21 protein-coding genes are annotated in these 26014 nt (G+C 54.8%); 16 read left to right on the top strand and 5 right to left on the bottom strand.

The features are described 5' to 3' along the window. Positions 1–112: 112 nt before the first annotated feature. Entirely contained in the window at positions 113–955 is an 843-nt protein-coding gene (gene queF / locus BJ887_RS09245) for an NADPH-dependent 7-cyano-7-deazaguanine reductase QueF (protein ID WP_032680380.1), read from the bottom strand. 69 nt (positions 956–1024) lie between these two features. On the opposite strand from queF, the gene syd reads away from it, so the two are divergent. The 8 genes from syd to BJ887_RS09205 all read left to right on the top strand — a co-directional run bounded on the left by syd (position 1025) and on the right by BJ887_RS09205 (position 9420). Continuing rightward, positions 1025–1570, top strand: coding sequence for a SecY-interacting protein (gene syd, locus BJ887_RS09240; RefSeq protein WP_040018897.1), 546 nt, complete (start codon positions 1025–1027; stop codon positions 1568–1570). A 630-nt stretch (positions 1571–2200) separates the two neighbouring features. Next, positions 2201–2530: a YqcC family protein gene (locus tag BJ887_RS09235; RefSeq protein ID WP_032678877.1), complete on the top strand. Its 330-nt coding sequence runs from the start codon at positions 2201–2203 to the stop codon at positions 2528–2530. Further along, on the top strand, positions 2527–3312 hold the full coding sequence (truC, locus tag BJ887_RS09230; RefSeq protein ID WP_014171422.1) for a tRNA pseudouridine(65) synthase TruC: 786 nt from the start codon (positions 2527–2529) through the stop codon (positions 3310–3312). The genes BJ887_RS09235 and truC overlap by 4 nt, the downstream gene beginning before the upstream one ends. Before the next feature lie 15 nt (positions 3313–3327). Then, the gene (locus BJ887_RS09225) at positions 3328–3777 is read left to right on the top strand and encodes a flavodoxin (RefSeq protein WP_014171421.1); all 450 of its coding nucleotides are present in this window, start codon (positions 3328–3330) and stop codon (positions 3775–3777) included. A 371-nt stretch (positions 3778–4148) separates the two neighbouring features. Beyond that, a complete protein-coding gene (locus tag BJ887_RS09220) occupies positions 4149–5504 on the top strand; it encodes an MFS transporter (protein WP_121339785.1) in 1356 nt (451 codons plus the stop codon). After that, positions 5504–6844 carry an enolase C-terminal domain-like protein gene (locus tag BJ887_RS09215; RefSeq protein WP_121339784.1) on the top strand — a complete coding sequence of 447 codons (1341 nt, stop codon included), beginning with the start codon at positions 5504–5506 and terminating at the stop codon, positions 6842–6844. Before BJ887_RS09220 ends, BJ887_RS09215 begins: the two co-directional genes overlap by 1 nt. 15 nt (positions 6845–6859) lie before the next feature. Next, a complete protein-coding gene (gudD, locus tag BJ887_RS09210) occupies positions 6860–8197 on the top strand; it encodes a glucarate dehydratase (RefSeq protein WP_059306448.1) in 1338 nt (445 codons plus the stop codon). Positions 8198–8274: 77 nt separating this feature from the next. Beyond that, complete coding sequence (locus BJ887_RS09205; RefSeq protein WP_025203356.1) at positions 8275–9420, top strand: glycerate kinase; 1146 nt, start codon at positions 8275–8277, stop codon at positions 9418–9420. A 46-nt stretch (positions 9421–9466) separates the two neighbouring features. Here the strand turns inward: BJ887_RS09205 and barA are convergent, their stop codons facing one another. Continuing rightward, entirely contained in the window at positions 9467–12226 is a 2760-nt protein-coding gene (gene barA, locus BJ887_RS09200; RefSeq protein WP_121339783.1) for a two-component sensor histidine kinase BarA, read from the bottom strand. Positions 12227–12283: 57 nt separating this feature from the next. Between barA and rlmD the strand changes: the two genes are divergently transcribed. From rlmD to eno, 5 genes are all read left to right on the top strand, one after another. Continuing rightward, the gene (gene rlmD, locus BJ887_RS09195; protein ID WP_121339782.1) at positions 12284–13582 is read left to right on the top strand and encodes a 23S rRNA (uracil(1939)-C(5))-methyltransferase RlmD; all 1299 of its coding nucleotides are present in this window, start codon (positions 12284–12286) and stop codon (positions 13580–13582) included. 51 nt (positions 13583–13633) lie between these two features. Then, positions 13634–15865, top strand: coding sequence for a GTP diphosphokinase (gene relA / locus BJ887_RS09190; RefSeq protein WP_014171414.1), 2232 nt, complete (start codon positions 13634–13636; stop codon positions 15863–15865). Between the two features lie 69 nt (positions 15866–15934). Beyond that, positions 15935–16726 carry a nucleoside triphosphate pyrophosphohydrolase gene (gene mazG, locus BJ887_RS09185; protein WP_032680388.1) on the top strand — a complete coding sequence of 264 codons (792 nt, stop codon included), beginning with the start codon at positions 15935–15937 and terminating at the stop codon, positions 16724–16726. 223 nt (positions 16727–16949) lie between these two features. Further along, complete coding sequence (gene pyrG, locus BJ887_RS09180) at positions 16950–18587, top strand: glutamine hydrolyzing CTP synthase (protein ID WP_014171412.1); 1638 nt, start codon at positions 16950–16952, stop codon at positions 18585–18587. Positions 18588–18669: 82 nt separating this feature from the next. Continuing rightward, positions 18670–19968 carry a phosphopyruvate hydratase gene (eno, locus tag BJ887_RS09175; RefSeq protein ID WP_014885045.1) on the top strand — a complete coding sequence of 433 codons (1299 nt, stop codon included), beginning with the start codon at positions 18670–18672 and terminating at the stop codon, positions 19966–19968. Positions 19969–20020: 52 nt separating this feature from the next. On the opposite strand, the gene BJ887_RS09170 is transcribed toward eno, so the two are convergent. Beyond that, positions 20021–21130, bottom strand: a complete 1110-nt coding sequence (locus tag BJ887_RS09170; protein WP_121339781.1) for an SDR family oxidoreductase — start codon at positions 21128–21130, stop codon at positions 20021–20023. 359 nt (positions 21131–21489) lie between these two features. Beyond that, positions 21490–22314 carry a MurR/RpiR family transcriptional regulator gene (locus tag BJ887_RS09165; protein WP_104440332.1) on the bottom strand — a complete coding sequence of 275 codons (825 nt, stop codon included), beginning with the start codon at positions 22312–22314 and terminating at the stop codon, positions 21490–21492. Between the two features lie 166 nt (positions 22315–22480). Between BJ887_RS09165 and BJ887_RS09160 the strand changes: the two genes are divergently transcribed. The 3 genes from BJ887_RS09160 to queE are packed head-to-tail and all read left to right on the top strand — an operon-like array spanning position 22481 to position 25473. Further along, the gene (locus BJ887_RS09160; protein ID WP_121339780.1) at positions 22481–24040 is read left to right on the top strand and encodes a maltose/glucose-specific PTS transporter subunit IIC; all 1560 of its coding nucleotides are present in this window, start codon (positions 22481–22483) and stop codon (positions 24038–24040) included. Beyond that, positions 24040–24747 (top strand): N-acetylmannosamine-6-phosphate 2-epimerase, encoded by a 708-nt coding sequence (locus BJ887_RS09155; RefSeq protein WP_032678870.1) that lies wholly within the window; start codon positions 24040–24042, stop codon positions 24745–24747. Before BJ887_RS09160 ends, BJ887_RS09155 begins: the two co-directional genes overlap by 1 nt. Positions 24748–24801: 54 nt before the next feature. Further along, a complete protein-coding gene (gene queE / locus BJ887_RS09150; protein ID WP_020883810.1) occupies positions 24802–25473 on the top strand; it encodes a 7-carboxy-7-deazaguanine synthase QueE in 672 nt (223 codons plus the stop codon). A 28-nt stretch (positions 25474–25501) separates the two neighbouring features. Here the strand turns inward: queE and queD are convergent, their stop codons facing one another. Then, on the bottom strand, positions 25502–25864 hold the full coding sequence (gene queD, locus BJ887_RS09145) for a 6-carboxytetrahydropterin synthase QueD (protein ID WP_014171404.1): 363 nt from the start codon (positions 25862–25864) through the stop codon (positions 25502–25504). Positions 25865–26014 lie beyond the last annotated feature (150 nt).

The raw sequence follows: 26014 nt of genomic DNA, 5'->3' as shown, positions 1-26014 counted from the left end.
GCTCCTTACGGGACGATTATCGTCTTTCCCTGTTGATTACAATAGCCCTGGCTTACGACGTTTCACAACCTAAAGCGCGGAATAGACCGCGCATATTGCGAAAATATTTAGGTTACTGGCGTACAAGACGGCCGGTGGCAGGCACAAAGTCCGTGTTGGTGCGCCATGGATTGATATCCAGACCACCACGGCGGGTGTAGCGCGCATAAACGCTTAACGTTTCGGGATGACAGAAACGCTGAATATCATTAAAGATGCGCTCCACGCACTGCTCGTGGAATTCGTTGTGATGGCGGAACGACACCAGGTAGCGCAGCAGTTTTTCCCGGTCAATCTTCGGACCGCGATACTGGATCTGCACGGAGCCCCAGTCCGGCTGATGGGTGATCAGGCAGTTGGATTTCAGTAAATGACTTACCAGCGTCTCTTCAACGATCTTTCCGCTTGCCGCATTTTCGAGGTAATCGGTACTGAATTCGTAATTATCCACTGCGATATCCTGATCGTCGATGCAGGTGCCGTTGAAGTGGGCAACCGGCTGCCCTTCCAGCTCATTCAGACGATAGAGTGACACGCTCACCTTGCCCTGCGCGCAGGCGCTTAAATCCCGCTCCAGGGTATGCTGAACCTCTTCCTGACTGTCGAATTTGGTCTGGTTAAAGCTGTTGAGATAGAGCTTAAAGCTTTTGGATTCCACCAGGTTCTGGCTGGCATAATCCAGTTCAACATGGCCCACAGCAACCTGCGGCAGACCGCGGGCGTTGAGCCATGAGAGCTCGTACAACGTCCAGATATCACCGCCAACAAACGGCAGCGCGTCAGCGCGCAGGCCCAGAGGATCGCGATTCAGACTGCGCGGTACGCCCTGCAGCAGGCTTGCATCGTAGGTGTCGCGGTAATCGGTCGATTTACCCAGCGTTAAGCCCGTTAACGCCTGATGATTTTCGTAAGACATGTTTCATAGCCACTTTACAGGTACACTTATGGGCTGAGTTTATCCTGTCTTACAAGAAGAGAGAAATCGGTGGACATCGAAACTGCAAATGCCCTCACTGCCTTCACGACCCGCTATTGCGATGCATGGCATGAAACGCACGGCACATGGCCGCAAAGCACTGACTTATATGGTGTACCTTCGCCGTGTATTATCTCTTCTCCGGATGATTACGTTATCTGGCAACCGCAATCCCCGACGGGTGAGCAAAATGTAAATGCGGTTGAACGGGCAATGGACATTGTGGTACAACCAGCGGTTCACGCGTTTTATACCACGCAATTTGCAGGGGATATGCCTGCGCGATTTGCTGATATCACGCTGACGCTGTTGCAGACCTGGAGTGAAGACGATCTGCAGCGTGTTCAGGAAAACCTGATTGGTCATCTGGTCACGCAAAAACGCCTTAAGCTTTCTCCGACGCTCTTTATTGCCACGCTGGACAGTGAACTGGACGTTATCTCAGTCTGCAACCTGTCTGGTGAAGTGGTTAAAGAGACCATCGGTACCCGCAATCGCGAGACTCTCGCCCCCTCACTTGCGGAATTCCTCACCCGACTTGAGCCACTTCTGTAATCCACGATGCTATCGCGCGTGTGAGAGATCTCTTACAGAGTTGTGAGAGATCGCTGGATCATTCAGTATTACCTTATTTAATTAAGATTAACATTACTCTATTTTTCAATATGTTAATGAGGTATCGCCGCGTCCAGGGGGGCACGGGACGGCTTACAGCGCTGCCAGCATGGGTTGTAAGACGAAGCAGAATAGCGGATTCTAGTTGTGTCGACAGGACGCCGACACGAGAAACGAACATCAGGATGATGGCGTTTCTCACCAGGAACACGTCAGGATGACGCTGCAGGAAGGCTTCAGGATGAAGCAAAAGGATCGCGCAGGATGCGTAAGGGACACCTCCAGGAAGGGAGAATGAGAGCCGGTCAGGATGGTCGGTGGGTCAGGATGGCCAGGACGTTTCAGGATGAAACTAACACATCAGGACGATGTGAGCAGGATGCACAAGGTGAAGGATGACCAGGCCTTCGGGCTTCAGGAAAAGTTGTCACGGATGAGCAGGGAGCACGAATTGTAGCTGGATTGCTGCGGAACGAACCGGGAGCACTGTTTTTACAGTGCTCCCTTTTTTTATTTCTGTCTCCTGCAATGCTATGCTGCGCGCCGTTCACTTTTTCAGTTGAGGTTACTATGACGCAACACGATAGCGTTCGTGCCCGGTTGCACGCCATCGAGGCATTATTGCGCCAACATCAGCTGTGGCAGGAGACCGCGCCGCAGCCAGAAGCCTTCGCAAGCACTCAGCCGTTCTGTCTGGATACGCTGGCACCGTTCGAATGGCTCCAGTGGGTATTAATTCCGCGTATGCACGCGCTGCTCGACGGTGGCCACCCGCTGCCGCAGGCGTTCGCTGTTGCGCCTTATTATGAAATGGCGCTGGACGCGACCCACCCTGCGCGCGATGTCATGCTGATTGAGCTGGAAAAGCTGGATGCTGTGTTTGCCGGTGAAGATGCATGACGCTTGAGATCCTCTATCAGGATGAGTGGCTGGTCGCGGTAAACAAACCGTCTGGCTGGCTGGTGCACCGAAGCTGGCTGGACCGCGATGAAAAAGTGGTGGTGATGCAAACCGTGCGCGACCAGATTGGTCAGCACGTCTTTACGGCTCATCGTCTCGACAGGCCAACCTCCGGTGTGTTGCTGATGGGGCTTTCCAGCGAAGCGGGCCGCCTGCTGTCGCAGCAGTTTGAACAGCACCAGATCCAGAAACGCTACCACGCGATCGTTCGTGGCTGGCTGACGGAGAGCGCCACGCTCGATTATCCGCTGGTGGAAGAGCTGGACAAGATTGCCGATAAATTTGCCCGCGATGACAAAGGCCCGCAGCCTGCCGTGACGGATTACCGCGGCATGGCGACCACGGAAATGCCGGTGGCAACCAGCAAGTTTCCGACCACCCGCTACAGTCTGGTTGAGCTGTTGCCCAAAACCGGGCGCAAACACCAGCTCCGCCGTCACCTGAAACATCTGCGTCATCCGATTATCGGTGACAGCAAGCACGGCGATTTGCGCCAGAACCGCAGTGCTGCCGAACATTTTGGCTGCGACCGCCTGATGCTGCATGCCAGTGAACTGAGCCTGACGCACCCGTTTACCGGCGAACCGCTTACTCTCCATGCGGGGCTGGACAACGTCTGGATGCAGGCGCTGTCACAGTTTGGCTGGCTGGGGCAACTCCCCGAAAATGAAAGGGTTGAGTTTGTATCGGGCAACGTTCAGGATGAACAGCAAGCGCAATAATCAAGGAAATACATCATGGCTGAAGTGGGCATTTTTGTCGGCACAATGTACGGCAACTCGCTGCTGGTAGCAGAAGAGGCTGAGGCGATACTCGCAGGTCAGGGCCATAAAGCCACGGTCTATGAAGACCCGGAGCTGGCAGACTGGGAAAAGTACAAAGATAAATACATTCTGGTGGTTACCTCCACTACCGGGCAGGGCGATCTGCCGGACAGCATCGTGCCGCTTTTCCAGGCAATCAAGGATCAGCTTGGCTATCAGCCGGATGTTCACTACGGCATCATTGCTCTGGGCGACAGTTCTTACGCCAATTTCTGCGGCGGTGGTAAGCAGTTCGATGCGCTTTTGCAGGAACAGAGCGCGCAACGCGTCGGTGAGATGCTGCTGATTGATGCAGGTGAACACCCTGAGCCAGAGAGTGAATCGAACCCGTGGGTTGAACACTGGGCAACGCTGCTTAAATAACCCTCTGGCCGGGCAGCCCTTCGCATACCCGGGCCCCGCGCCCACGTGGCGCGAGCGCAAACACAAAACGGTAACGTCGGTTACCGTTTTGCTTTTCTCCCGCCTTCCGGCGAATTCCGTGAACTACCTTCCACTGCTTTGGGCTTATGCCCCAAACAACTTCTCATTGACCCCTCAATGTTGTGTTCATGCACGGTGAGGGACAGAGGCACTTCTCCCTATACTTTTCCGGTCAGTCATCAAAAAGGCAGTGCGCACTATAAAACGGCATCAAGCCGTACCAAAACTGCCAAATACTAACCCTCATTCTGGTTACCCTACCGGTGCTGTACAGAATGAACTGGCGAGAGCCTGGATTCAGGAGTGCAACAATGAGTACATTAAGCCACGCGGCGAGCAGCGCTGAGAAGCGCACAAATGCGCGCTACTGGATAGTGGTGATGCTGTTTATCGTCACATCCTTTAACTATGGTGACCGTGCCACGCTGTCGATTGCCGGTTCTGAAATGGCAAAAGACATCGGTCTTGATCCGGTTGGCATGGGCTACGTTTTCTCCGCATTTTCATGGGCCTACGTTATCGGCCAAATTCCTGGCGGCTGGCTGCTTGATCGTTTTGGCTCCAAACGCGTCTATTTCTGGTCCATCTTCATCTGGTCGGCATTTACCCTGTTGCAGGGCTTCGTCGATGTGTTCAACGGATTTGGCATCATCGTTGCGCTCTTCACCCTGCGCTTCCTGGTGGGCTTAGCCGAAGCACCTTCCTTCCCCGGTAACAGCCGTATTGTGGCGGCGTGGTTCCCGGCGCAGGAGAGGGGAACGGCGGTGGCAATTTTTAACTCTGCGCAATACTTTGCGACAGTGATCTTTGCACCCATTATGGGCTGGCTGACGCATGAAGTGGGCTGGTCACATGTCTTCTTCTTTATGGGTGGGCTTGGGATCATCATTAGCTTCGTCTGGCTGAAAGTGATCCATGAACCGAACCAGCATCCCGGCGTGAATAAAAAAGAGCTGGAGTACATTGCTGAAGGCGGGGCGCTGATCAACATGGATCAGAAATCGGCAAAAGCAAAAGTGCCGTTCAGCCAGAAATGGGCGCAGATCAAACAGCTCGTCGGCTCGCGCATGATGATCGGCATCTATCTGGGCCAGTATTGCATTAACGCCTTAACTTACTTCTTCATCACCTGGTTCCCGGTTTACCTGGTGCAGGAGCGCGGGATGTCGATCCTGAAAGCGGGCTTTGTGGCGTCAGTCCCGGCTATCTGCGGTTTTGTAGGGGGGGTGCTGGGGGGTGTGATTTCCGACTGGCTGATGCGTCGTACAGGCTCTTTGAATATCGCGCGTAAAACGCCGATTGTGCTCGGCATGCTGCTCTCCATGACCATGGTGTTCTGTAACTACGTCAGCGCCGAGTGGATGATTATTGGCTTTATGGCGATGGCCTTCTTCGGTAAAGGGATCGGTGCCCTCGGCTGGGCGGTCATGGCGGATACCGCACCGAAAGAGATCAGCGGCCTGAGCGGTGGACTGTTCAATATGTTTGGCAACATCTCCGGGATTGTGACCCCCATTGCCATCGGCTACATCGTGGGAACCACCGGCTCCTTCAACGGCGCGCTGATTTATGTTGGCGTACACGCGCTGGTGGCGGTCCTGAGCTACCTGGTTCTGGTGGGTGATATCAAGCGCGTGGAACTTAAACCTGTAGTGGAGCGCGGCTGATGACGACTCAATCAAGCCCGGTGATTACCGACATGAAGGTCATTCCGGTGGCCGGACAGGACAGTATGCTGCTCAACATCGGTGGCGCACATAACGCCTGGTTTACCCGTAATATCGTGGTGCTGACGGACTCCGCGGGCCACACCGGCGTTGGGGAAGCGCCGGGTGGCGAGGTTATCCACCAGACGCTGTTAGACGCCATTCCGCTGGTCGTCGGGAAAGAGGTAGCTCGCCTCAATAACGTGGTTCAGCGGGTGCACAAGGGCAATCAGTCGGCAGACTTTGACACGTTCGGCAAAGGCGCGTGGACGTTCGAATTGCGCGTCAACGCTGTCGCCGCGCTGGAGGCTGCTCTGCTTGATTTACTGGGTAAGGCGCTGAAGGTTCCGGTCTGCGAACTGCTGGGGCCAGGAAAACAGCGCGACGCGGTGACGGTGCTCGGTTATCTGTTTTATGTTGGCGATCGCAACAAAACCGACCTGCCTTATCTGGCGCATTCCCCTGGCGACCACGAGTGGTATCACCTGCGTCACCAGGAGGCACTTTCCGGTGAGGCGGTGGTTCGGCTGGCGGAAGCCGCGCAGGATCGCTACGGATTTAAAGATTTCAAGCTGAAAGGCGGCGTATTGCCCGGCGAGCAGGAGATTGAAACTGCCCGCGCGCTCAAAAAACGCTTCCCGGATGCGCGCATCACGGTGGATCCGAACGGTGCATGGCTGCTGGATGAGGCCATTGCCTTATGCAAAGGGCTGGACGACGTGTTGACCTACGCGGAGGACCCGTGCGGGGCTGAGCAGGGCTTCTCTGGCCGTGAAGTAATGGCGGAATTCCGGCGTGCCACCGGTCTACCGGTGGCCACCAATATGATCGCCACCAACTGGCGTGAAATGGGCCACGCGGTGATGCTGAACGCGGTCGATATTCCACTGGCGGACCCGCATTTCTGGACACTCTCAGGTGCCGTTCGCGTCGCACAGCTCTGCGACGACTGGGGACTGACCTGGGGTTGTCACTCCAACAACCATTTCGACATCTCGCTGGCGATGTTTACGCACGTTGGCGCGGCGGCTCCGGGCAACCCGACCGCCATTGATACCCACTGGATTTGGCAGGAGGGAGAAGCCCGCCTGACGAAAGAACCGCTGGTAATCAAAAATGGCAAGATTGCCGTACCAGATGCACCGGGGCTGGGCGTTGAGCTTGACTGGGATCAGGTTCATCACGCGCATGAGGCGTATAAAAAACTGCCAGGCGGCGCGCGTAACGACGCGGGGCCGATGCAGTACCTGATCCCCGGCTGGACATTTGATCGTAAGCGCCCTGTTTTTGGACGTCACTGATAAAAGGATTGAACGATGAGTACTTTTACTACCCCTGTAGTCACTTCCATGCAGATCATTCCGGTCGCCGGCCATGACAGCATGTTGATGAACCTGAGCGGAGCGCATGCGCCGTTTTTCACCCGCAATATTGTCATTATCAACGATAACTCCGGGCATACCGGCGTGGGCGAAATCCCCGGTGGTGAGAAGATCCGCAAAACGCTGGAAGAGGCCGCTCCGCTGGTGGTGGGAAAAACGCTGGGCGAATATAAAAATATCCTCAATACCGTGCGAAGCACCTTCGCTGACCGTGATGCCGGCGGTCGTGGTCTGCAAACCTTCGACCTGCGAACCACCATTCACGTGGTCACCGGTATCGAAGCCGCGATGCTGGATCTGCTGGGCCAACACCTGGGCGTTAACGTTGCGTCGCTGCTGGGCGAAGGCCAGCAGCGCAGTGAAGTGGAAATGCTGGGCTATCTGTTCTTCGTTGGCGACCGCACGCTGACGCCGCTGCCGTACCAGAACCAGGCGGATGAAAAATGTGACTGGTACCGACTCCGCCACGAAGAAGCGATGACCCCGGATGCGGTGGTGCGCCTGGCGGAAGCCGCGTACGAAAAATATGGCTTTAACGATTTCAAACTGAAGGGCGGCGTGCTTGCGGGTGAACAGGAGGCGGAAGCCATTACCGCGCTGGCAAAACGTTTCCCGCAGGCGCGCGTCACGCTCGACCCGAACGGTGCCTGGTCTCTGGATGAAGCTATACGCATTGGTAAACAACTGAAAGGCGTGCTGGCGTACGCGGAAGATCCGTGCGGGGCTGAGCAGGGCTTCTCGGGCCGTGAAGTGATGGCGGAATTCCGTCGCGCCACCGGTTTACCCACCGCGACCAATATGATTGCCACCGACTGGCGTCAGATGGGGCACACCCTGTCGTTACAGTCTGTCGATATTCCGCTGGCAGACCCCCACTTCTGGACGATGCAGGGGTCGGTGCGTGTGGCACAGATGTGTCATGAATTTGGCCTGACCTGGGGCTCGCACTCCAATAACCACTTTGATGTCTCGCTGGCGATGTTCACCCACGTGGCCGCTGCCGCACCGGGCACGATCACCGCTATCGATACCCACTGGATCTGGCAGGAAGGTAATCAGCGTCTGACCAGAGAGCCATTTGAGATCAAAGGAGGCATGGTGCAGGTGCCAACCACGCCCGGTCTGGGCATTGAGCTGGATATGGATCAGGTGATGAAAGCCCACGAGCTGTATCAGAAACATGGCCTGGGGGCACGCGACGATGCGATGGCCATGCAATATTTGATACCTGACTGGAAATTCGACAATAAACGCCCGTGCATGGTACGATAAACGCATTGGGACCGCTCCCATGGGCGGTCGTTTACGTGGTGTATGCTTAACGTAATGACTATGCGTAAGGATGGCTTATGAAGATTGTTATCGCACCGGATTCGTATAAGGAAAGCCTGAGTGCCCTTGAGGTAGCCACCGCGATTGAGCAGGGTTTTCGCGAGATTTTCCCCGCGGCTGACTTTGTGAAATTGCCGGTCGCCGATGGTGGAGAAGGTACCGTAGAAGCTATGGTGGCGGCGACGCAGGGGCGCATTGTCCATGCCTCTGTCTCAGGCCCGCTGGGTGAGCCTGTGGACGGGTTCTATGGCATCTCCGGTGACGAACAGAGCGCGTTTATTGAAATGGCGGCGGCAAGCGGTCTGGAGCTGGTTGCGCCTTCGCAACGCAATCCCCTTCTTACCACCTCCTGGGGGACCGGCGAGCTTATCCGGCACGCGCTGGATGCGGGCGTTAAGCATATTATTATTGGTATTGGCGGCAGTGCCACCAATGACGGCGGTGCCGGCATGGTGCAGGCGCTGGGGGTAAAGCTGCTGGATACCAACGAGCAGCCCCTTGGACAGGGGGGCGGCGAGCTGGCAAAACTGGCCCGTATCGACCTGAGCGGGTTGGATAACCGTCTGGCGGAGTGCCGGATTGAAGTCGCCTGTGACGTCACTAATCCGCTCACCGGCGACGAAGGGGCATCCGCGGTCTTTGGCCCGCAAAAAGGCGCCACGCCGGAGATGATTGTGACCCTGGATAACGCCCTGGCGCATTACGCGCAGGTCATTGCCCGGGATCTGGATATCGACGTCATCAACCTTGCCGGCGGCGGTGCGGCGGGTGGGATGGGGGCGGCACTCTACGCTTTCTGCGGTGCGCAGCTTCGTCAGGGGATTGAGATTGTCACCGATGCGCTGCATCTGGCAGAGCAGGTGGCTAACGCCGATCTGGTGATTACGGGAGAAGGGCGCATCGACAGTCAGACGATCCACGGCAAAGTGCCGGTGGGCGTCGCGAAGGTGGCTAAACGCTTTAATAAACCGGTCATCGGTATTGCGGGTAGCCTGACGGCGGATGTCGGGGTGGTACATAATCACGGCATCGACGCGGTATTCAGCGTGATTTATACCATCTGTTCGCTGGAGGACGCGCTGGAAAATGCCAGCGACAATGTGCGGATGGCCGCACGCAATATCGCTGCAGTGCTGAAAGTGGGGCAAGCGTTCAGGCTCTGAACGGCGGGCAATCCTGTTTGCCCTCTCCCGGCGGGAGAGGGCAACGCTAGTTACCTAACACCTTCATGGCTTCCCGCGTCACATTATCCATCTCGTCCAGCAGCTCCAGAAATTCCGGTTCAAGCTCTGTTTCCGGCGTGCCCGCGCGAAGCTGTTGCTCCAGCAACTGGCAGAGATTCTTCAGCCGCGGCACACCGCTGTAGCCGCAGCTACCGTGCAGCTTATGAATGGCTTCCAGCAGATCTTCCGGGTTTTCACCCACCAGCTGCTCTTCGACCTTATTACGAATTTCCGGCAGAAACGCGACCAGCATTTGCAGCATGTCGCGGGCCAAATCAGGCTTACCCGCCGCCTGGCGCAGCGCAAGCTGCCAGTCAAAGGTGGCGTTTTGATTGACGCTGATTTCCACCGATTCGGACGATACCGTGTACGTTCCGCCGATATGCCCCGGCTTATAGCGTAACAGCAGGCTATGCAGCTTCTCTTCGTCGATAGGTTTGGCCAGATAATCATTCATTCCGGCACTCAGCAGCTTCTCTTTCTGACCGGCCATCGCGTGGGCGGTGACCGCAATCACTGGCGTTTGCTGCTGATGCGGGAGCTGACGGATCAGCTCGCAGGCACGAATGCCATCCATGCCGGGCATCTGAATATCCATCAGAATTAAATCGAACTGCATCTGTTTCGCATGCTCAACCGCCTGCGCACCGCTGGTACACAGCTCTACGTGCTGAACCTGATCTTCAAGCAACACGCCAATCAGCTTCAGGTTGGCCGGATTATCATCCACCGCCATTACGCTCATCGGCAATTTTTGCTCATCGTCAATCAGCGGCAGAGCGTGCTGGCTCAGACGACAGTATTCCGTCAGTGCTGGCAGCAGGCGGGTCGCGGTAAGTGGCTTAAGCAGGCAGGCGGCGGCCCCGTCATTTTTTAACTCTTCTGCATTGATCTGGGCATGACACGGCAGGGCCAGCAGCAGGTAGTCGGTCATCGATGCGGCTTTCGCCAGCCGTTCCTGTTGCATGGTGAGCTCGCCGGTAAAGGTGACCGGGATCCCCAACAGCAGGATGTCGTAATGCTCCACGGCAAGCGCTGAGAAGGTAGGGCTGTAGATCACCTCCAGCGGCGTGGTGCTTAAGATATCAAGCGTACACTGCGCCGCTGCGGCGTTCGGCTCAACGTAGGCAAGGCGCATTCCTTTCAGGCAATTGGTTACCGGACCGTCGGTCAGCACGTTCGGGTTAAGGTCCAGATTGATATGGAACCAGAACGTGGAGCCCCGGTTTGGCTGGCTGTGGAAAGAGATATCTCCCCCCATCTCCTTAACCAGTTTCTGTGTGATAACCAGACCCAGCCCCGTGCCGCCATGACGTCTGGAAATACTTGCATCGGCCTGACGAAACGCCTGGAACAGACGGGACTGATCCCGCTCTGGAATACCGATGCCGGTATCGCGGATCTGAACTTCAATCTGAACCTTGTTATTACTGATGGAGCGCTTTTCCACCAGAATATCAATGTTGCCGCTTTCGGTGAATTTGATGGCGTTACCGACAAGGTTTGTAATCACCTGCTGCAGGCGCAGCGGGTCGCCAATGACGTTATCCGGCACGTCATTTTTAATGTTGAGCGTCAGCTCCAGGCCTTTATCGTGCGACGAGTGTGCGAGCAGCGTCACCACTTCATCGAGCGTGCTGCGCAGCGGGAACGGGATGCTCTCCAGGATCAGCTTGCCGGCTTCCAGCTTGGAGAAGTCCAGCACGTCGTTAATGATCGCCAGCAGGTTGTTGGCCGAGCGCTCAATGGTGTGCAGATGATCGCGCTGGGTTGGGTTCAGCTCGCTTTTTAGCGTCAGACGGGTAAAGCCAATCACGCCATTGAGCGGCGTACGCAGCTCGTGGGACATATTCGCGAGGAACTCGGATTTGATACGTGCGGCTTCCTGCGCGCGTTTTTTCGCCAGATCCAGCTCAACGTTCTGAATCTCCATCTGCTCCAGGGTTTCGCGCAGGTCAGAGGTCGCCTGGTCGACGTTGTGCTGCATCTCTTCGTGATACGCCGCCAGCGACATCGCCATCGAGTTAATGCCGTTTTTGAGCATATCGAGCTCGCCCAGCATAAACCCTTCCACCCGGCTGTCGAGCTGGCCCCGGCGAATGCGGTCGACGGTGTTAACCATGTTGCGAATGGGCCCCGTCACGTCACGCATCAGGCGCCAGCCGAAGATAAGTGCAATCCCGATACAGAACAGCATCATAACGCCGGAGATGAAAATTTCTTTGTACTGCTGCAGACGCACCGACTTGAGATCCAGCTCCAGCGCCACATATCCGAGCATATTGTCGCTGGATTTGGCGTCAGACTGGGCGGATTCATCGGGTGAATAGCTTTCCGAAATAATCGGGGTGCGCAGGATCATGATATCGCCGCGTCGCAGCACGGTGAGGTGGCGCGGGAAGGGCGTACCGTCAGGAATTTTCAGGGCCGCTGGATCCAGATGAAAATTCGAGGTGACAAAGAGGCGGTTATGCTCGTCGTAAACGGAGATAGCACGCACGATATCCGAATGACGGCGGTGCAGCACGCTGATTAACTGACCTATCGATTCGCGGTTTTGCAGGTTCATCCCATACTCACTGGAGACGGCCAGCGGTTCGATAATGCTGGCACCGGCATCTTCCAGTTGCCGCTGCAAATCGTTATAGCGGTGCACCACAAAAAAGATACTCAGCAGCAAACCGATGAGAACGGTGGGGGCGAGGATCAAAATCATCATGCGCGCGCGCAGGCTGTAGTTGGTCATGGCGTTCCGTTATGGGACAATTAGGATAATTATGTTTATGTGAGAAAAATCTCGGCGATGGCGCAATTCTACTCTGCAAAGCGACGCGTGACGACGCGTCAGATCATAACTGTTGAAGCCACTGACCTCGATCCCTTTGGCCAGGGGGTTGCGCGTCATAATGGTAAGACACTGTTTATAACAGGTTTACTGCCAACAGAACGAGCAGAAATTACGCTGACGGAAGATAAACGCCAGTTTGCACGCGGGCAGGTTAAGCAGCGTCATAACGATAGCCCGGACCGCGTGAAGCCTCGCTGCCCGCATTTTGGCGTCTGCGGTGGCTGTCAGCAACAGCATGTCAGCACAGAATTACAGCAAAAAAGTAAAAGCAGCGCCCTGGCCCGCCTGCTTAAGCACGACGTCAACGAGATCATCGCCGACCAGCCCTGGGGCTATCGTCGTCGCGCGCGTTTGAGCCTGAACTATCAGCCAAAAACTGAGCGGCTGGAGATGGGGTTTCGCAAAGCCAGCTCCAGCGATATCGTCGATATCAGGCAGTGCCCCATTTTGGTGCCCCGTCTTGAGGCATTGCTTCCTGACGTGCACGCCTGCCTCTGCGGACTGGACGGCGTTCGTCACCTCGGGCACGTCGAACTGGTCATGGCCAACAATGGCCCGCTGATGGTGCTGCGCCACACCGCGCCGCTGTCGACAAAAGATCGCGAAAAACTGGAACGCTTTTCGCATTCCCACGAGCTGGCGCTTTTCCTTGCCCCCCAAAGCGAGATACTTGAGCAACTGACAGGTGAAGCGCCCTGGTATGCGTCAAACGGGCTACGCTTAACGTTCAGTCCGCGCGATTTCATTCAGGTAAATGATGGCGTCAATCAGCAAATGATTGAGAAAGCGCTGATATGGCTCGATGTGCAGAAGAGCGATCGGGTACTTGACCTGTTCTGCGGAATGGGCAATTTCACGCTGCCTTTGGCCCGGCAGGCGGCAAGCGTTGTGGGCGTCGAAGGCGTTGAGGCGCTGGTGGCTAAAGGGCAGGAGAACGCACGACAGAACGGCTTGCAAAATGTGACATTCTTTCACCAAAATCTTGAGGAAGATGTGACGCAGCAGCCGTGGGCGACGCAGGGGTTTGACAAAATTCTTCTCGACCCGGCGCGCGCAGGTGCACCGGGTGTAATGCAACATATAATTAAACTCGCGCCCAGGCGCGTGGTCTATGTTTCCTGTAACCCGGCAACGCTTGCCCGAGACAGTGAGGCATTAATCCGTGCGGGTTACCAGATTCAGCGTCTGGCAATGCTGGACATGTTCCCGCACACTGGGCATCTGGAATCGATGGTGTTGTTTGAGCACATCTAATTAGTTTGGCTTGTCGACTTCGACAGGCCCTGGTCCCTAAAGGAGAGGACAATGGTTGCGGTAAGAAGTGCACATCTTAATAAAGCTGGGGAGTTTGACCCACAAAAATGGATAGCAAGTCTGGGGATTTCCAGCCAGCAGTCGTGTGAACGCTTAACCGAAACCTGGGCCTACTGTCAGCGCACCACTCTGGGGCATCCTGACGCCGAACTGTTATTGTGGCGCGGCGTGGAGATGGTTGAAATCTTATCCATGCTGAACATGGATATCGAAACGCTGCAGGCCGCGCTTTTGTTCCCTCTTGCCGATGCGGATGTCGTCACTGAAGACGTGCTGCGCGACAGCGTCGGGCAATCCGTCGTGGCGTTGATCCACGGCGTACGGGATATGGCGGCAATCCGCCAGCTCAAAGCCGCACATACCGATTCCGTCTCCTCTGAGCAAGTTGATAACGTTCGCCGGATGCTGCTGGCCATGGTGGACGATTTCCGCTGCGTGGTCATCAAGCTCGCTGAACGCGTTGCCCACCTGCGCGAAGTAAAAGATGCGCCGGAAGACGAGCGCGTACTGGCCGCGAAAGAGTGTACGAACATCTATGCACCGCTGGCGAACCGCTTAGGGATTGGTCAACTGAAATGGGAGCTGGAGGATTACTGCTTCCGTTACCTGCACCCGGCAGAATATAAGCGGATTGCAAAACTCCTGCACGAGCGCCGCATTGACCGCGAGCACTATATTGAGGAGTTCGTCAGCGGATTGCGCCAGTCGATGAAAGAAGAGAATGTGCGGGCCGAAGTCTATGGTCGACCCAAGCACATCTACAGCATCTGGCGCAAAATGCAGAAGAAACATCTCGCCTTTGATGAGCTGTTTGACGTGCGCGCCGTGCGCATCGTTGCAGAGCGTCTGCAGGATTGCTACGCCGCGTTAGGGATAGTACATACTCACTTCCGCCATCTGCCAGATGAGTTCGATGACTATGTCGCGAACCCGAAACCTAACGGCTATCAGTCTATTCATACCGTGGTGCTGGGGCCTGGCGGCAAAACGGTCGAGATTCAAATTCGTACCAAACAGATGCACGAGGACGCTGAGCTTGGCGTCGCGGCGCACTGGAAATACAAAGAGGGGACGTCAGGTGGCGTGCGCTCTGGTCATGAAGACCGTATTGCCTGGCTGCGTAAGCTGATTGCGTGGCAGGAAGAGATGGCGGATTCCGGCGAAATGCTGGATGAAGTGCGAAGCCAGGTCTTTGACGACCGGGTCTACGTCTTTACGCCGAAAGGTGACGTGGTCGACCTGCCAGCAGGCTCCACGCCGCTGGACTTTGCCTATCACATCCACAGTGATGTGGGGCACCGCTGCATCGGGGCGAAAATTGGCGGGCGTATCGTACCGTTTACCTATCAGCTGCAGATGGGCGACCAGATTGAAATCATCACGCAGAAGCAGCCTAACCCGAGCCGTGACTGGCTTAACCCGAACCTGGGTTATGTCACCACCAGCCGCGGGCGCTCAAAAATTCACGCCTGGTTCCGTAAGCAGGATCGTGACAAGAACATTCTGGCCGGTCGCCAGATCCTCGACGACGAGCTCGAACATATCGGCATAAGCCTGAAAGAGGCCGAGAAATTCCTGCTGCCGCGCTACAACTTCAACGAGCTGGATGAACTGCTGGCGGCGATTGGCGGCGGTGATATCCGTCTTAATCAGATGGTGAACTTCCTGCAGGCGCAGTTCAACAAGCCAAGCGCGGCGGAGCAGGATGCGGCGGCGCTGAAGCAGCTGCAGCAGAAAACCTATGCGCCACAGCAGCGCAGCAAAGACAATGGCCGCGTTGTGGTGGAAGGGGTGGGTAATCTGATGCATCACATTGCCCGCTGCTGCCAGCCAATCCCGGGTGATGATATCGTTGGCTTTATCACTCAGGGACGCGGGATTTCCATTCACCGTTCAGACTGCGACCAGCTTGCCGAGCTGCAGTCGCATGCACCGGAACGTATAGTGGAAGCGGTCTGGGGGGAGAGCTACTCGGCGGGGTACTCACTGGTGGTTCGCGTCACCGCAAACGACCGCAGCGGCCTGCTGCGTGATATTACGACCATTCTCGCGAACGAGAAGGTCAACGTGCTGGGCGTGGCCAGCCGCAGCGATACGCGCGAGCAGCTTGCCACCATCGATATGACCATCGAAATCTACAACCTGCAGGTGCTGGGCCGCGTGCTTGGCAAACTGAACCAGGTCCCGGATGTGATTGACGCACGTCGTCTGCACGGCGGGTAAGCCCACCTTTCTGTAAGCCGGGTAAGGCGTAGCCTTTACCCGGCATTTATTTTTAATCAGGACAGAATTATGACCCAAATTGACCGCCTGCTTGGCATCATGAAACGCCTGCGCGATCCGGAAAACGGCTGCCCGTGGGACAAAGAGCAGACTTTCGCCACCATCGCCCCGTACACCCTCGAAGAGACCTATGAAGTGCTGGACGCCATTTCACGCGAGGATTTTGATGACCTGCGTGGCGAACTGGGTGACCTGCTGTTCCAGGTGGTGTTCTATGCGCAAATGGCGCAGGAAGAGGGGCGTTTTAACTTCGACGACATCTGCGCTGCCATCAGCGACAAACTGGAACGCCGTCATCCGCATATCTTTAGCGATGCCACCGCAGGCGATAGCGCGGAAGTGCTGGCGCGCTGGGAACAGATTAAAAGCGCCGAGCGCGCGGAGAAATCCCAGCACTCGGCACTGGATGACATCCCCCTGAACCTGCCTGCGCTGATGCGGGCGCATAAAATTCAGAAACGCTGCTCCGCGGTTGGCTTTGACTGGACGTCTCTTGGCCCGGTGCTGGAAAAAGTGCATGAAGAGATCGACGAAGTGATGCACGAAGCGCAACAGGCCGTGGTAGATGAAGCAAAGCTTGAAGAAGAGATGGGCGATTTGCTGTTCGCGACCGTCAACCTTTCTCGCCATCTGGGTGTAAAAGCGGAAACCGCCCTGCAAAAAGCCAACATTAAGTTCGAACGACGCTTTCGCGAAGTTGAGCGGATTGTGGCCTCGCGCGGCCTGGAAATGAGCGGAATCGACCTCGATGCGATGGAAGAAGTCTGGCAAGAAGTAAAACGCCAGGAAACTGATCTCTAACGAAATTTTGCGATCAAGCGCAATTTGTGTGATTTTTTAAATGACAAGCGCTTGATTTGCGTCAAAAACATTTACCCAAAAGGGGCTATTTTCTCACTCCTTATGTTTGTCATTGGCTGGACAGGAGACGGAGAATGAAAGTTTGTGGCGCTCGCCGTGTTCGGGTATACTACTTTCCCGTCCTGGTTATTCCATCGTTTCACCCTAACTTCTCAGGTTCAGCATGACAACGAACTATATTTTTGTGACCGGCGGGGTCGTATCCTCTCTGGGTAAAGGCATTGCCGCAGCCTCCCTCGCAGCCATTCTTGAAGCCCGTGGCCTCAATGTGACCATGATGAAACTGGATCCGTACATCAACGTCGATCCGGGCACCATGAGTCCAATCCAACACGGGGAAGTGTTCGTTACTGAAGACGGCGCTGAAACCGATCTGGATCTTGGCCACTACGAGCGTTTCATCCGCACTAAAATGACCCGTCGTAACAACTTCACGACAGGCCGTATCTACTCCGACGTTCTGCGTAAAGAGCGCCGTGGTGATTATCTTGGTGCTACCGTTCAGGTTATCCCACACATCACTAACGCTATCAAAGAACGCATTATTGCGGGCGGCGAAGGCCACGACGTGGTGCTGGTTGAAATCGGCGGTACCGTGGGTGATATCGAATCCCTGCCATTCCTGGAAGCGATTCGTCAGCTGGCGGTTGATATTGGCCGTGAAAACGCGCTGTTCATGCACTTGACGCTGGTGCCTTACATGGCAGCCGCAGGTGAAGTGAAAACCAAACCTACTCAGCACTCCGTTAAAGAGTTGCTCTCCATCGGTATTCAGCCAGACATCCTGGTTTGCCGTTCCGATCGCGCGGTTCCGGCGAACGAACGCGCGAAAATTGCATTGTTCTGTAACGTGCCGGAAAAAGCCGTTATTTCAATGAAAGATGTCGATTCCATTTATAAAATCCCGGGCCTGTTGAAATCACAGGGCCTGGACGATTATATTTGTAAACGATTCAGCTTGAACTGTCCGGAAGCTAACCTGTCTGAATGGGAACAGGTTATTTACGAAGAAGCGAATCCGGCTGGCGAAGTGACTATCGGCATGGTTGGCAAGTACATTGAACTGCCAGATGCCTATAAGTCAGTTATCGAAGCGCTGAAACACGGTGGTCTGAAGAACCGCGTCTCCGTTAACATCAAGCTGATTGATTCGCAGGATGTTGAAACGCGTGGCGTTGAAATTCTGAAAGATTTGGATGCGATCCTTATCCCTGGCGGCTTCGGCTACCGTGGTGTAGAAGGCAAGATCGCCACCGCACGCTATGCGCGTGAAAACAATATTCCATACCTCGGTATCTGCCTGGGTATGCAGGTTGCGCTGATCGAATTTGCGCGCAACGTAGCGGGAATGGAAAACGCGAACTCTACGGAATTTGTGCCAGACTGTAAGTACCCTGTCGTGGCGCTTATCACTGAATGGCGCGACGAAGAAGGTAACGTCGAAGTCCGTACCGAGAAGAGCGACCTGGGTGGCACGATGCGTCTTGGCGCACAGGCCTGCCAGCTGTCCGACGACAGCGTCGTTCGCAAGCTGTATGGCGAGCCGGTTATCACCGAACGTCATCGTCACCGCTATGAAGTCAACAACATGTTGTTGAAACAAATTGAAGCTGCGGGTCTGCGTGTTGCGGGCCGCTCCGGGGATGATCAGTTAGTCGAGATCATCGAAGTGCCAAACCATCCGTGGTTTGTCGCCTGCCAGTTCCACCCGGAATTTACTTCAACGCCACGTGACGGGCATCCGCTGTTTGCAGGCTTTGTGAAAGCCGCCAGCGATTACCAGAAGCGTCAGGCGAAGTAAAAAAAGTTAGAACGGCAACGCGTACCCCTGGTACGCGTTGTTTGTCTGGAGTTTTAGTTTAACTTGTACTGAGGAAAATCTAATGTCCAAAATCGTTAAAGTCATCGGTCGTGAAATCATCGACTCCCGTGGTAACCCGACCGTTGAAGCCGAAGTTCACCTGGAAGGTGGTTTCGTCGGTATGGCAGCTGCTCCGTCAGGTGCTTCTACTGGTTCCCGCGAAGCGCTGGAACTGCGCGATGGCGACAAATCCCGTTTCATGGGCAAAGGCGTACTGAAAGCTGTTGGCGCCGTAAACGGCCCTATTGCTCAGGCAATCATTGGCAAAGACGCTAAAGACCAGGCTGGCATCGACAAGATCATGATCGATCTGGACGGTACTGAAAACAAATCTAACTTCGGTGCTAACGCAATCCTGGCCGTTTCCCTGGCGAACGCCAAAGCTGCAGCGGCTGCTAAAGGTATGCCACTGTTCGAACACATCGCTGAACTGAACGGCACTCCAGGCAAATACTCCATGCCTGTACCGATGATGAACATCATCAACGGTGGTGAGCACGCAGACAACAACGTTGATATTCAGGAATTTATGATTCAGCCAGTTGGCGCGAAATCCCTGAAAGAAGCAGTACGTATGGGTTCTGAAGTGTTCCACAACCTGGCTAAAGTTCTGAAAGCTAAAGGTATGAACACGGCTGTTGGTGACGAAGGTGGCTATGCGCCAAACCTGGGTTCTAACGCAGAAGCACTGGCTGTTATCGCTGAAGCGGTTAAAGCAGCAGGCTACGAGCTGGGCAAAGACATCACTCTGGCGATGGACTGTGCAGCGTCTGAATTCTACAAAGACGGTAAATACGTTCTGGCTGGCGAAGGCAACAAAGCGTTCACCTCTGAAGAGTTCACTCACTTCCTGGAAGACCTGACCAAACAGTACCCAATCGTTTCTATCGAAGACGGTCTGGACGAATCTGACTGGGATGGCTTCGCATATCAGACTAAAGTACTGGGCGACAAAATCCAGCTGGTGGGTGACGACCTGTTCGTAACCAACACCAAGATCCTGAAAGAAGGCATCGAGAAAGGCATCGTTAACTCCATCCTGATCAAATTCAACCAGATCGGTTCTCTGACCGAAACGCTGGCTGCGATCAAAATGGCGAAAGACGCTGGCTACACCGCTGTTATCTCTCACCGTTCTGGCGAAACTGAAGACGCTACCATCGCTGACCTGGCTGTTGGTACCGCGGCTGGCCAGATCAAGACCGGTTCTATGAGCCGTTCTGACCGTGTTGCTAAATACAACCAGCTGATTCGTATCGAAGAAGCACTGGGCGAAAAAGCACCATACAACGGTCGTAAAGAGATCAAAGGCCAGGCATAATCGCTAAGCCTTAAAATGAAAATGCCAGTCGCAAGACTGGCATTTTTTTTGGCTATTTAAAATCGACCGCCATTTGTTCCGGAATGGTCAGCCCCTGAGTGGTTTGCACGCAGCGGGCAATATAGTCCGTAAAGCGGGGTGGCTTAGGCATGCCCATGCTAAGCAGCTTATCATTGCTGAAGCGCACGTTGAGTGTGGCAAAAGCACCGTATAAACGCATTGCTTTCAGCATCAGGCGCTCGTTGCACGGCCCAAAAATATCCTTCAGTTCGCGGCGCATTCTGACCAGCGTTTCGTAACTCACCTGAGCGTATCGATCTCCGACAGGGGCTTTCTCCAGCGCCTGCGCCATTGCCTTATCAATATCAGCAAAGCGAACGCTGTTCTCTTCCCCGGCAGAAATATGTACCACTTCCCCTGAACGTGCATCACTGGTAAGCAGCATTAACAGCGCGTCGGCACAATAGTCCACCGGAACGACATCGATTTTGTCTTCCATCGAACACATGAATTTTTGCAGCATTAACCCCATGCTAAAGACCCAGAAAATACTGCTTGAAGGCGTGCAGCCGTGACGGGTATGGCCGACGACGATGGACGGGCGGGCGATGAGCAGCGGCAGATCAGGACAGTGCTGGCGCATCAGCTGTTCAATGGTGGATTTCGAATAGGTATATTCCACCAGATGCTCGGCGTTCTCTCTGAATTCTGCACTTTCGGCGACCAGCGAATCCTGCTCCGGCGTGCAGGACATCGCCGTGCCAACGTGCAGGAAGCGCTGTAGGGTCGACACCCGTTCCATGCGGCGCGCCAGCGCCAGGGTTCCCTCGACGTTCACCTTCCAGATAAGCGGATTGTTGCCAAATGACGCGACGGCCGCGCAGTTAACGACATGCGTCACCTGTTCAAGGCGCGGATCGTTCAGGAAGACTTCCGGCTGGCTGAGATCGCCAATGAGGATATTCTCCACGCTCAGCGAGGCCACTGCATGCTCAGGCACGTTGAACTTACGCATATTCTCCTGCACTCGCGCCAGCCCACCTTGCGGGTCGCTGGCGCGCGCAAGCAGAAGTAAATTTACGGCGCTCTCGCCGGTCAGGATTTTTTCAAGTACTGCACCACCCAGAAATCCGGTCACGCCTGTAATCAGTAAGGTTTTCATTGATACCGTCTCATTATGATTGATGAGGCGGATTGTAGGCGGGCGAAAGTAAACGGCGTTTAAATAAAAAAATGGGCAGCCTTACCGTTTCTTAAGCTTATTTTAAGGTAAGGAATTCAGGGGGTGAGATTGGACATTGCAGGAGGGAAGAAAATTCAGTTTATAAAGATATTTATTTTAAATTACTGATTTATATATTATTAATGTGCTTCCTGTGTCGTGGGAATATTAAGTCAAAATGTAATTATAAAAATACTTTGTAACATCATTCATTGATGCGGTAAATAATTTAACGGATGCTTAAGTACACTTAAAATAACGAACTCGCAGGCTATTGATATATAGCCTGCGAAGGTTTTTTACAGCAACAGCGGAAGCGTTGCGCTGGCGGTTTGTTGGCTGACCTCGCCGTAATGACCGTCTATTGCAATAAGGGAGTGGGTAAGCAACTCGACCAGCAACATAACGCCCACTTTGGCATTGAGTGCGCCTGCGCTAAGAGGCCCCTCGGGTTTGGCTGCAACCAGTAGCATATCGCTCAGGGACGCCAGCGGGCTACGCGGCGTATTGCTGAGCGCCAGCACGGGGACGCCACGTTTGCGCGCAAGTTTTACGACGTGAAGTAAATCCCGCGTTGAGCCTGAACTGGAGATGGCTACCACCAGCGACGCTTTAGAGAGGGTGGTCGCATTCATGGCTGCACGGTGCATATCGCTGAAGAGCTGCACAGGTTTGCCCAGGCGCAACAGCTTATAATGCAGATACTCGGCGAGGATCGCACTGGCAGCGACCCCATAAATCTGGACTGACTGCGCCTGATGCAGCGCCTGTGCCGCCTTTTCCAGCAGCGCTCTGTCGAGCAGTCTGGCGGTATCCTGCAGAGCCTGTACAGACTCTTCCACTACGCTATCAATTTCATCCCCGGCCTGACGCTCTGGCTGACCCTGCTGAATGTCCAGCGCAAGTGCCATTTTGAATTCCGTGTACCCCTTACAGCCCAGCGTGCGGCAAAGACGCGTCACGCTGGCCTCGCTGGTATGACTTTCGCGCGCCAGCTCAGTGATCGTCAGGTAAAGCACCCGGGCAGGATCGTTGAGGACAAACTCTCCCAGTTTTCGTTGCGTTGGGCTGTACCCGGAAGCCTCCTGGCGTAGCTTCAGCAGCAGGTTTTCATGGTCTGACATGCGAGATCCTTAATGCATTCTTCTGTCGACTAGTGTGGCGGAAAGCGGGGGAAAGATGCCAGTCATTTCGAAAAAGTATGATCGTCCTCCTGGTTATTGATGATAATTTTCACTATATATAATTAATATGGTAAAAATTTTCATCTTTACACGAGGGGATGAAAAAATGATGCAAATGTTCAGTGGGGCTTCTTCTGGCGGATGGTTTGAGAAAGCGCAGCGCTTTGGCAAATCATTTATGTTGCCCATCGCCGTCTTGCCCGCGGCGGGTTTGTTGCTGGGGATTGGAGGCGCGTTATCAAACCCCAATACCCTCACGGCCTACCCGTTTTTAGATGTCGCGTGGCTACAGGCCATCTTTACCATTATGAGCAGTGCCGGTTCGATTGTGTTCGCCAACCTCTCGGTGCTGTTTGCTGTCGGGGTCGCCGTCGGGCTGGCAAAAAATGATAAAGGAACCGCAGGGCTGGCGGCATTGCTCGCTTTTCTGGTAATGAATGCCACCATCAATGCGCTGCTGATCCTGACCGGAAAACTGGCGCTTGAGAACCCGGGTGCCGTAGGGCAGGGAATGACGCTGGGGATCCAGACGCTGGAAACCGGCGTATTTGGTGGGGTCGTCATCGGGCTTGTGACCTGCGCGTTACATCATCGGTTCAATAAGATCGCTCTTCCGCAGTTCCTGGGTTTCTTTGGCGGTTCACGTTTTGTACCGATCGTCAGCTCGCTGGCGGCAATACTTGTCGGGGCATTAATGACCGTCATCTGGCCGCATTTCCAGAAGCTGATCTTCGGTCTGGGCGGGCTTGTGGATGCCACCGGTTATCTGGGGACGATGCTGTACGGTTTCATTTTGCGCATGCTCGGGCCGTTTGGTTTACACCACATCTTCTATCTTCCCTTCTGGACGACCGCGCTTGGCGGCAGCGAGATCGTTAACGGTCAGCTGGTAGAAGGTACGCAGCGGATCTTCTTCGCCCAGCTTGCCGACCCGACAACACGCCAGTTTTATGAAGGCACGTCGCGTTTCATGTCCGGACGCTTCATCACGATGATGTTTGGTCTGCTGGGTGCCTGCCTCGCGATGTACCACACGGCAAAGCCGGAGAACAAAAAACGCGTCGCGGGGCTGTTACTTTCGGCGGCATTGACCTCGTTCCTGACGGGGATTACTGAACCTATTGAGTTCTCATTCCTTTTTGTTGCACCGGTGCTGTACGTCATTCACGCCCTGTTTGACGGGCTGGCGTTTATGCTCGCCCATATTTTACATATCACTATCGGGCAAACCTTCTCAGGCGGTTTTATCGACTTCGTGCTGTTCGGCATTCTCCAGGGCGAGGCCAAAACCCACTGGATGTTCGTACCGCTGGTAGGGGTGCCGTGGTTCTTCCTTTATTACTTTACGTTCCGCTATCTGATTAATCGCTTTGATTTTGCCACGCCGGGGCGTGAGAAAGAGGCGATGGCGGATGAAGTGACCGTTTCGCAGAGCGAGCGTGCCGTTGCAGTGATCGCCGGGTTAGGTGGCAAAGACAATCTCGAAGAGGTGGACTGCTGCGCGACGCGTCTTCGCGTCACGGTGAAGGATGGCAGCAAAGTGAATGAATCGGCGCTGAAAGCGACCGGTGCGCGCGGCGTTATCGTCCGCGGCAACGGTGTTCAGGTCATTTATGGGCCGCATGTCACGATTATTAAAAACGAAGTGGAAGAGATCTTATCGTAATGAAAACTGTACTGGATAACCTGAAGGGAAAACTGGTCGTCTCCTGCCAGGCGCTGGAGAATGAACCTCTGCATAGCGCGTTTATTATGTCACGAATGGCGCTGGCCGCCGCGCAGGGTGGTGCGGCAGCGATCCGTGCCAATAGCGTGGTGGATATCGAAGCCATCAAGCAGCAGGTAGTTCTGCCGGTTATCGGCATCATCAAACGCGATTATCCGGATAGTGAGGTGTTTATCACCGCCACGATGAAAGAAGTGGATGAGCTGATGACGGTCTCTCCGGAAATCATTGCCCTGGATGCGACTGCGCGACAGCGCCCTGGCGGCGAAGACCTGGCGACGCTGGTCGCGCATATCCGCACGCGGTACCCGTCGGTACGCCTGATGGCGGATATTTCCACAACAGAAGAGGCCGTGACGGCGCAGGCGCTGGGTTTTGATTGTGTGGGGACCACGCTTTACGGTTATACGGCAGAAACCGCAGGCCATGCGCTACCGGACAATGACTGCGCATTTCTGAAAGAGGTACTGGCTGCCGTCGACATTCCCGTGGTGGCCGAAGGCAACGTTGACACACCTGAACGGGCGGCGAGGTGCCTGGAACTTGGTGCCTTTATGGTCGTTGTCGGCGGGGCCATCACCCGCCCACAGCAAATTACTGCGCGGTTTATGGCAGCGATTGGCGCTCAAAGCACCGATGGAGCATGACCATCTGACGGGGATCTGCGATACTTATCGTTTATCCCCTTAACTGAGATGACTATGCAGTACCCGATTAACGAGATGTTCCAGACCCTGCAAGGCGAGGGTTACTTTACCGGCGTTCCCGCCATCTTTATTCGATTACAGGGATGCCCGGTTGGCTGTGCCTGGTGTGATACCAAACATACGTGGGATAAACTCGCAGATCGGGAAGTGTCGCTGTTTAGCATTCTGGCTAAAACCAAAGAGAGCGATAAGTGGGGTGCGGGAAGTGCAGAAGATCTGCTGGCGATCATTGGCCGTCAGGGCTGGACGGCGCGCCACGTGGTGATTACCGGGGGGGAACCCTGCATCCACGACCTGACGCCGCTGACCGAGCTGCTCGAAAAGAACGGCTACAGCTGTCAGATTGAAACCAGCGGCACGCATGAAGTGCGCTGTTCTCACACCACCTGGGTGACGGTTTCGCCGAAAGTTAACATGCGCGGCGGCTACGATGTACTCTCTCAGGCGCTGGAGCGTGCTGATGAGATTAAACACCCGGTTGGCCGCGTGCGTGATATCGAAGCGCTGGATGAACTGCTCGCCACGCTGACGGATGAAAAGCAGCGAATCATCGCGCTGCAGCCTATCAGCCAGAAAGAGGATGCCACGCGCCTGTGTATTGAAACCTGTATTGCCCGCAACTGGCGGCTGTCGATGCAGACGCACAAGTACCTGAACATCGCCTAAAAAAAAGCCCGGATATTCCGGGCTTTTTTTACTCACCGCGATAGATACAGCCCGCGGTGCAGGTCTCTTTGATCATCACCGCGCTCAGCAGAGGCACCTGCGGTTTCATCTGATCCCAAATCCATTTAGCCAGCACTTCACTGGTCGGGTTTTCAAGGCCCGGGATATCATTCAGATAGTAGTGATCCAGACGATCGTAGGTCGGCTTGAATGCCGCCTTCAGCTCGGCAAAGTCCATGATCCAACCGGTATGCGGATCGACGTCACCGGTTATCTCAAGACGCACCATAAACGAGTGCCCGTGCAGACGGCCACATTTATGCCCTTCAGGAACATGCGGAAGGTGGTGGGCGGCTTCGAAGGTGAAATCTTTAAACAGTGTGGTGGACATTATTGCTCTCAGTAATGCGGAAAAAACCGCCGCATAGTACCGGAAAGCACAATTTTTATCATTAACTAAAACGGCTCTGTTGCCGCAACGTGGTGCATACGAGAAAGGACTACTGTTTTATTACTAAATTTCAATGGGTTAGTTAATCGT

It is taken from the genome of Enterobacter sp. WPR_3_1 (assembly GCF_003635055.1).
GTDB classification, from domain to species: Bacteria; Pseudomonadota; Gammaproteobacteria; order Enterobacterales; family Enterobacteriaceae; genus Enterobacter; species Enterobacter ludwigii.
This window is presented reverse-complemented; position numbering and strand designations above follow the sequence as displayed.

Bases quoted from the DNA above. Each gene is read 5' to 3' on its own strand.
- queF (WP_032680380.1), bottom strand. From the start codon at position 955: ATGTCTTACGAAAATCATCAGGCGTTAACGGGCTTAACGCTGGGTAAA.
- BJ887_RS09235 (WP_032678877.1), top strand. From the start codon at position 2,201: ATGACGCAACACGATAGCGTTCGTGCCCGGTTGCACGCCATCGAGGCA.
- truC (WP_014171422.1), top strand. From the start codon at position 2,527: ATGACGCTTGAGATCCTCTATCAGGATGAGTGGCTGGTCGCGGTAAAC.
- BJ887_RS09225 (WP_014171421.1), top strand. From the start codon at position 3,328: ATGGCTGAAGTGGGCATTTTTGTCGGCACAATGTACGGCAACTCGCTG.
- BJ887_RS09220 (WP_121339785.1), top strand. From the start codon at position 4,149: ATGAGTACATTAAGCCACGCGGCGAGCAGCGCTGAGAAGCGCACAAAT.
- BJ887_RS09215 (WP_121339784.1), top strand. From the start codon at position 5,504: ATGACGACTCAATCAAGCCCGGTGATTACCGACATGAAGGTCATTCCG.
- gudD (WP_059306448.1), top strand. From the start codon at position 6,860: ATGAGTACTTTTACTACCCCTGTAGTCACTTCCATGCAGATCATTCCG.
- BJ887_RS09205 (WP_025203356.1), top strand. From the start codon at position 8,275: ATGAAGATTGTTATCGCACCGGATTCGTATAAGGAAAGCCTGAGTGCC.
- barA (WP_121339783.1), bottom strand. From the start codon at position 12,226: ATGACCAACTACAGCCTGCGCGCGCGCATGATGATTTTGATCCTCGCC.
- rlmD (WP_121339782.1), top strand. From the start codon at position 12,284: ATGGCGCAATTCTACTCTGCAAAGCGACGCGTGACGACGCGTCAGATC.
- relA (WP_014171414.1), top strand. From the start codon at position 13,634: ATGGTTGCGGTAAGAAGTGCACATCTTAATAAAGCTGGGGAGTTTGAC.
- mazG (WP_032680388.1), top strand. From the start codon at position 15,935: ATGACCCAAATTGACCGCCTGCTTGGCATCATGAAACGCCTGCGCGAT.
- pyrG (WP_014171412.1), top strand. From the start codon at position 16,950: ATGACAACGAACTATATTTTTGTGACCGGCGGGGTCGTATCCTCTCTG.
- eno (WP_014885045.1), top strand. From the start codon at position 18,670: ATGTCCAAAATCGTTAAAGTCATCGGTCGTGAAATCATCGACTCCCGT.
- BJ887_RS09170 (WP_121339781.1), bottom strand. From the start codon at position 21,130: ATGAAAACCTTACTGATTACAGGCGTGACCGGATTTCTGGGTGGTGCA.
- BJ887_RS09165 (WP_104440332.1), bottom strand. From the start codon at position 22,314: ATGTCAGACCATGAAAACCTGCTGCTGAAGCTACGCCAGGAGGCTTCC.
- BJ887_RS09160 (WP_121339780.1), top strand. From the start codon at position 22,481: ATGATGCAAATGTTCAGTGGGGCTTCTTCTGGCGGATGGTTTGAGAAA.
- BJ887_RS09155 (WP_032678870.1), top strand. From the start codon at position 24,040: ATGAAAACTGTACTGGATAACCTGAAGGGAAAACTGGTCGTCTCCTGC.
- queE (WP_020883810.1), top strand. From the start codon at position 24,802: ATGCAGTACCCGATTAACGAGATGTTCCAGACCCTGCAAGGCGAGGGT.
- queD (WP_014171404.1), bottom strand. From the start codon at position 25,864: ATGTCCACCACACTGTTTAAAGATTTCACCTTCGAAGCCGCCCACCAC.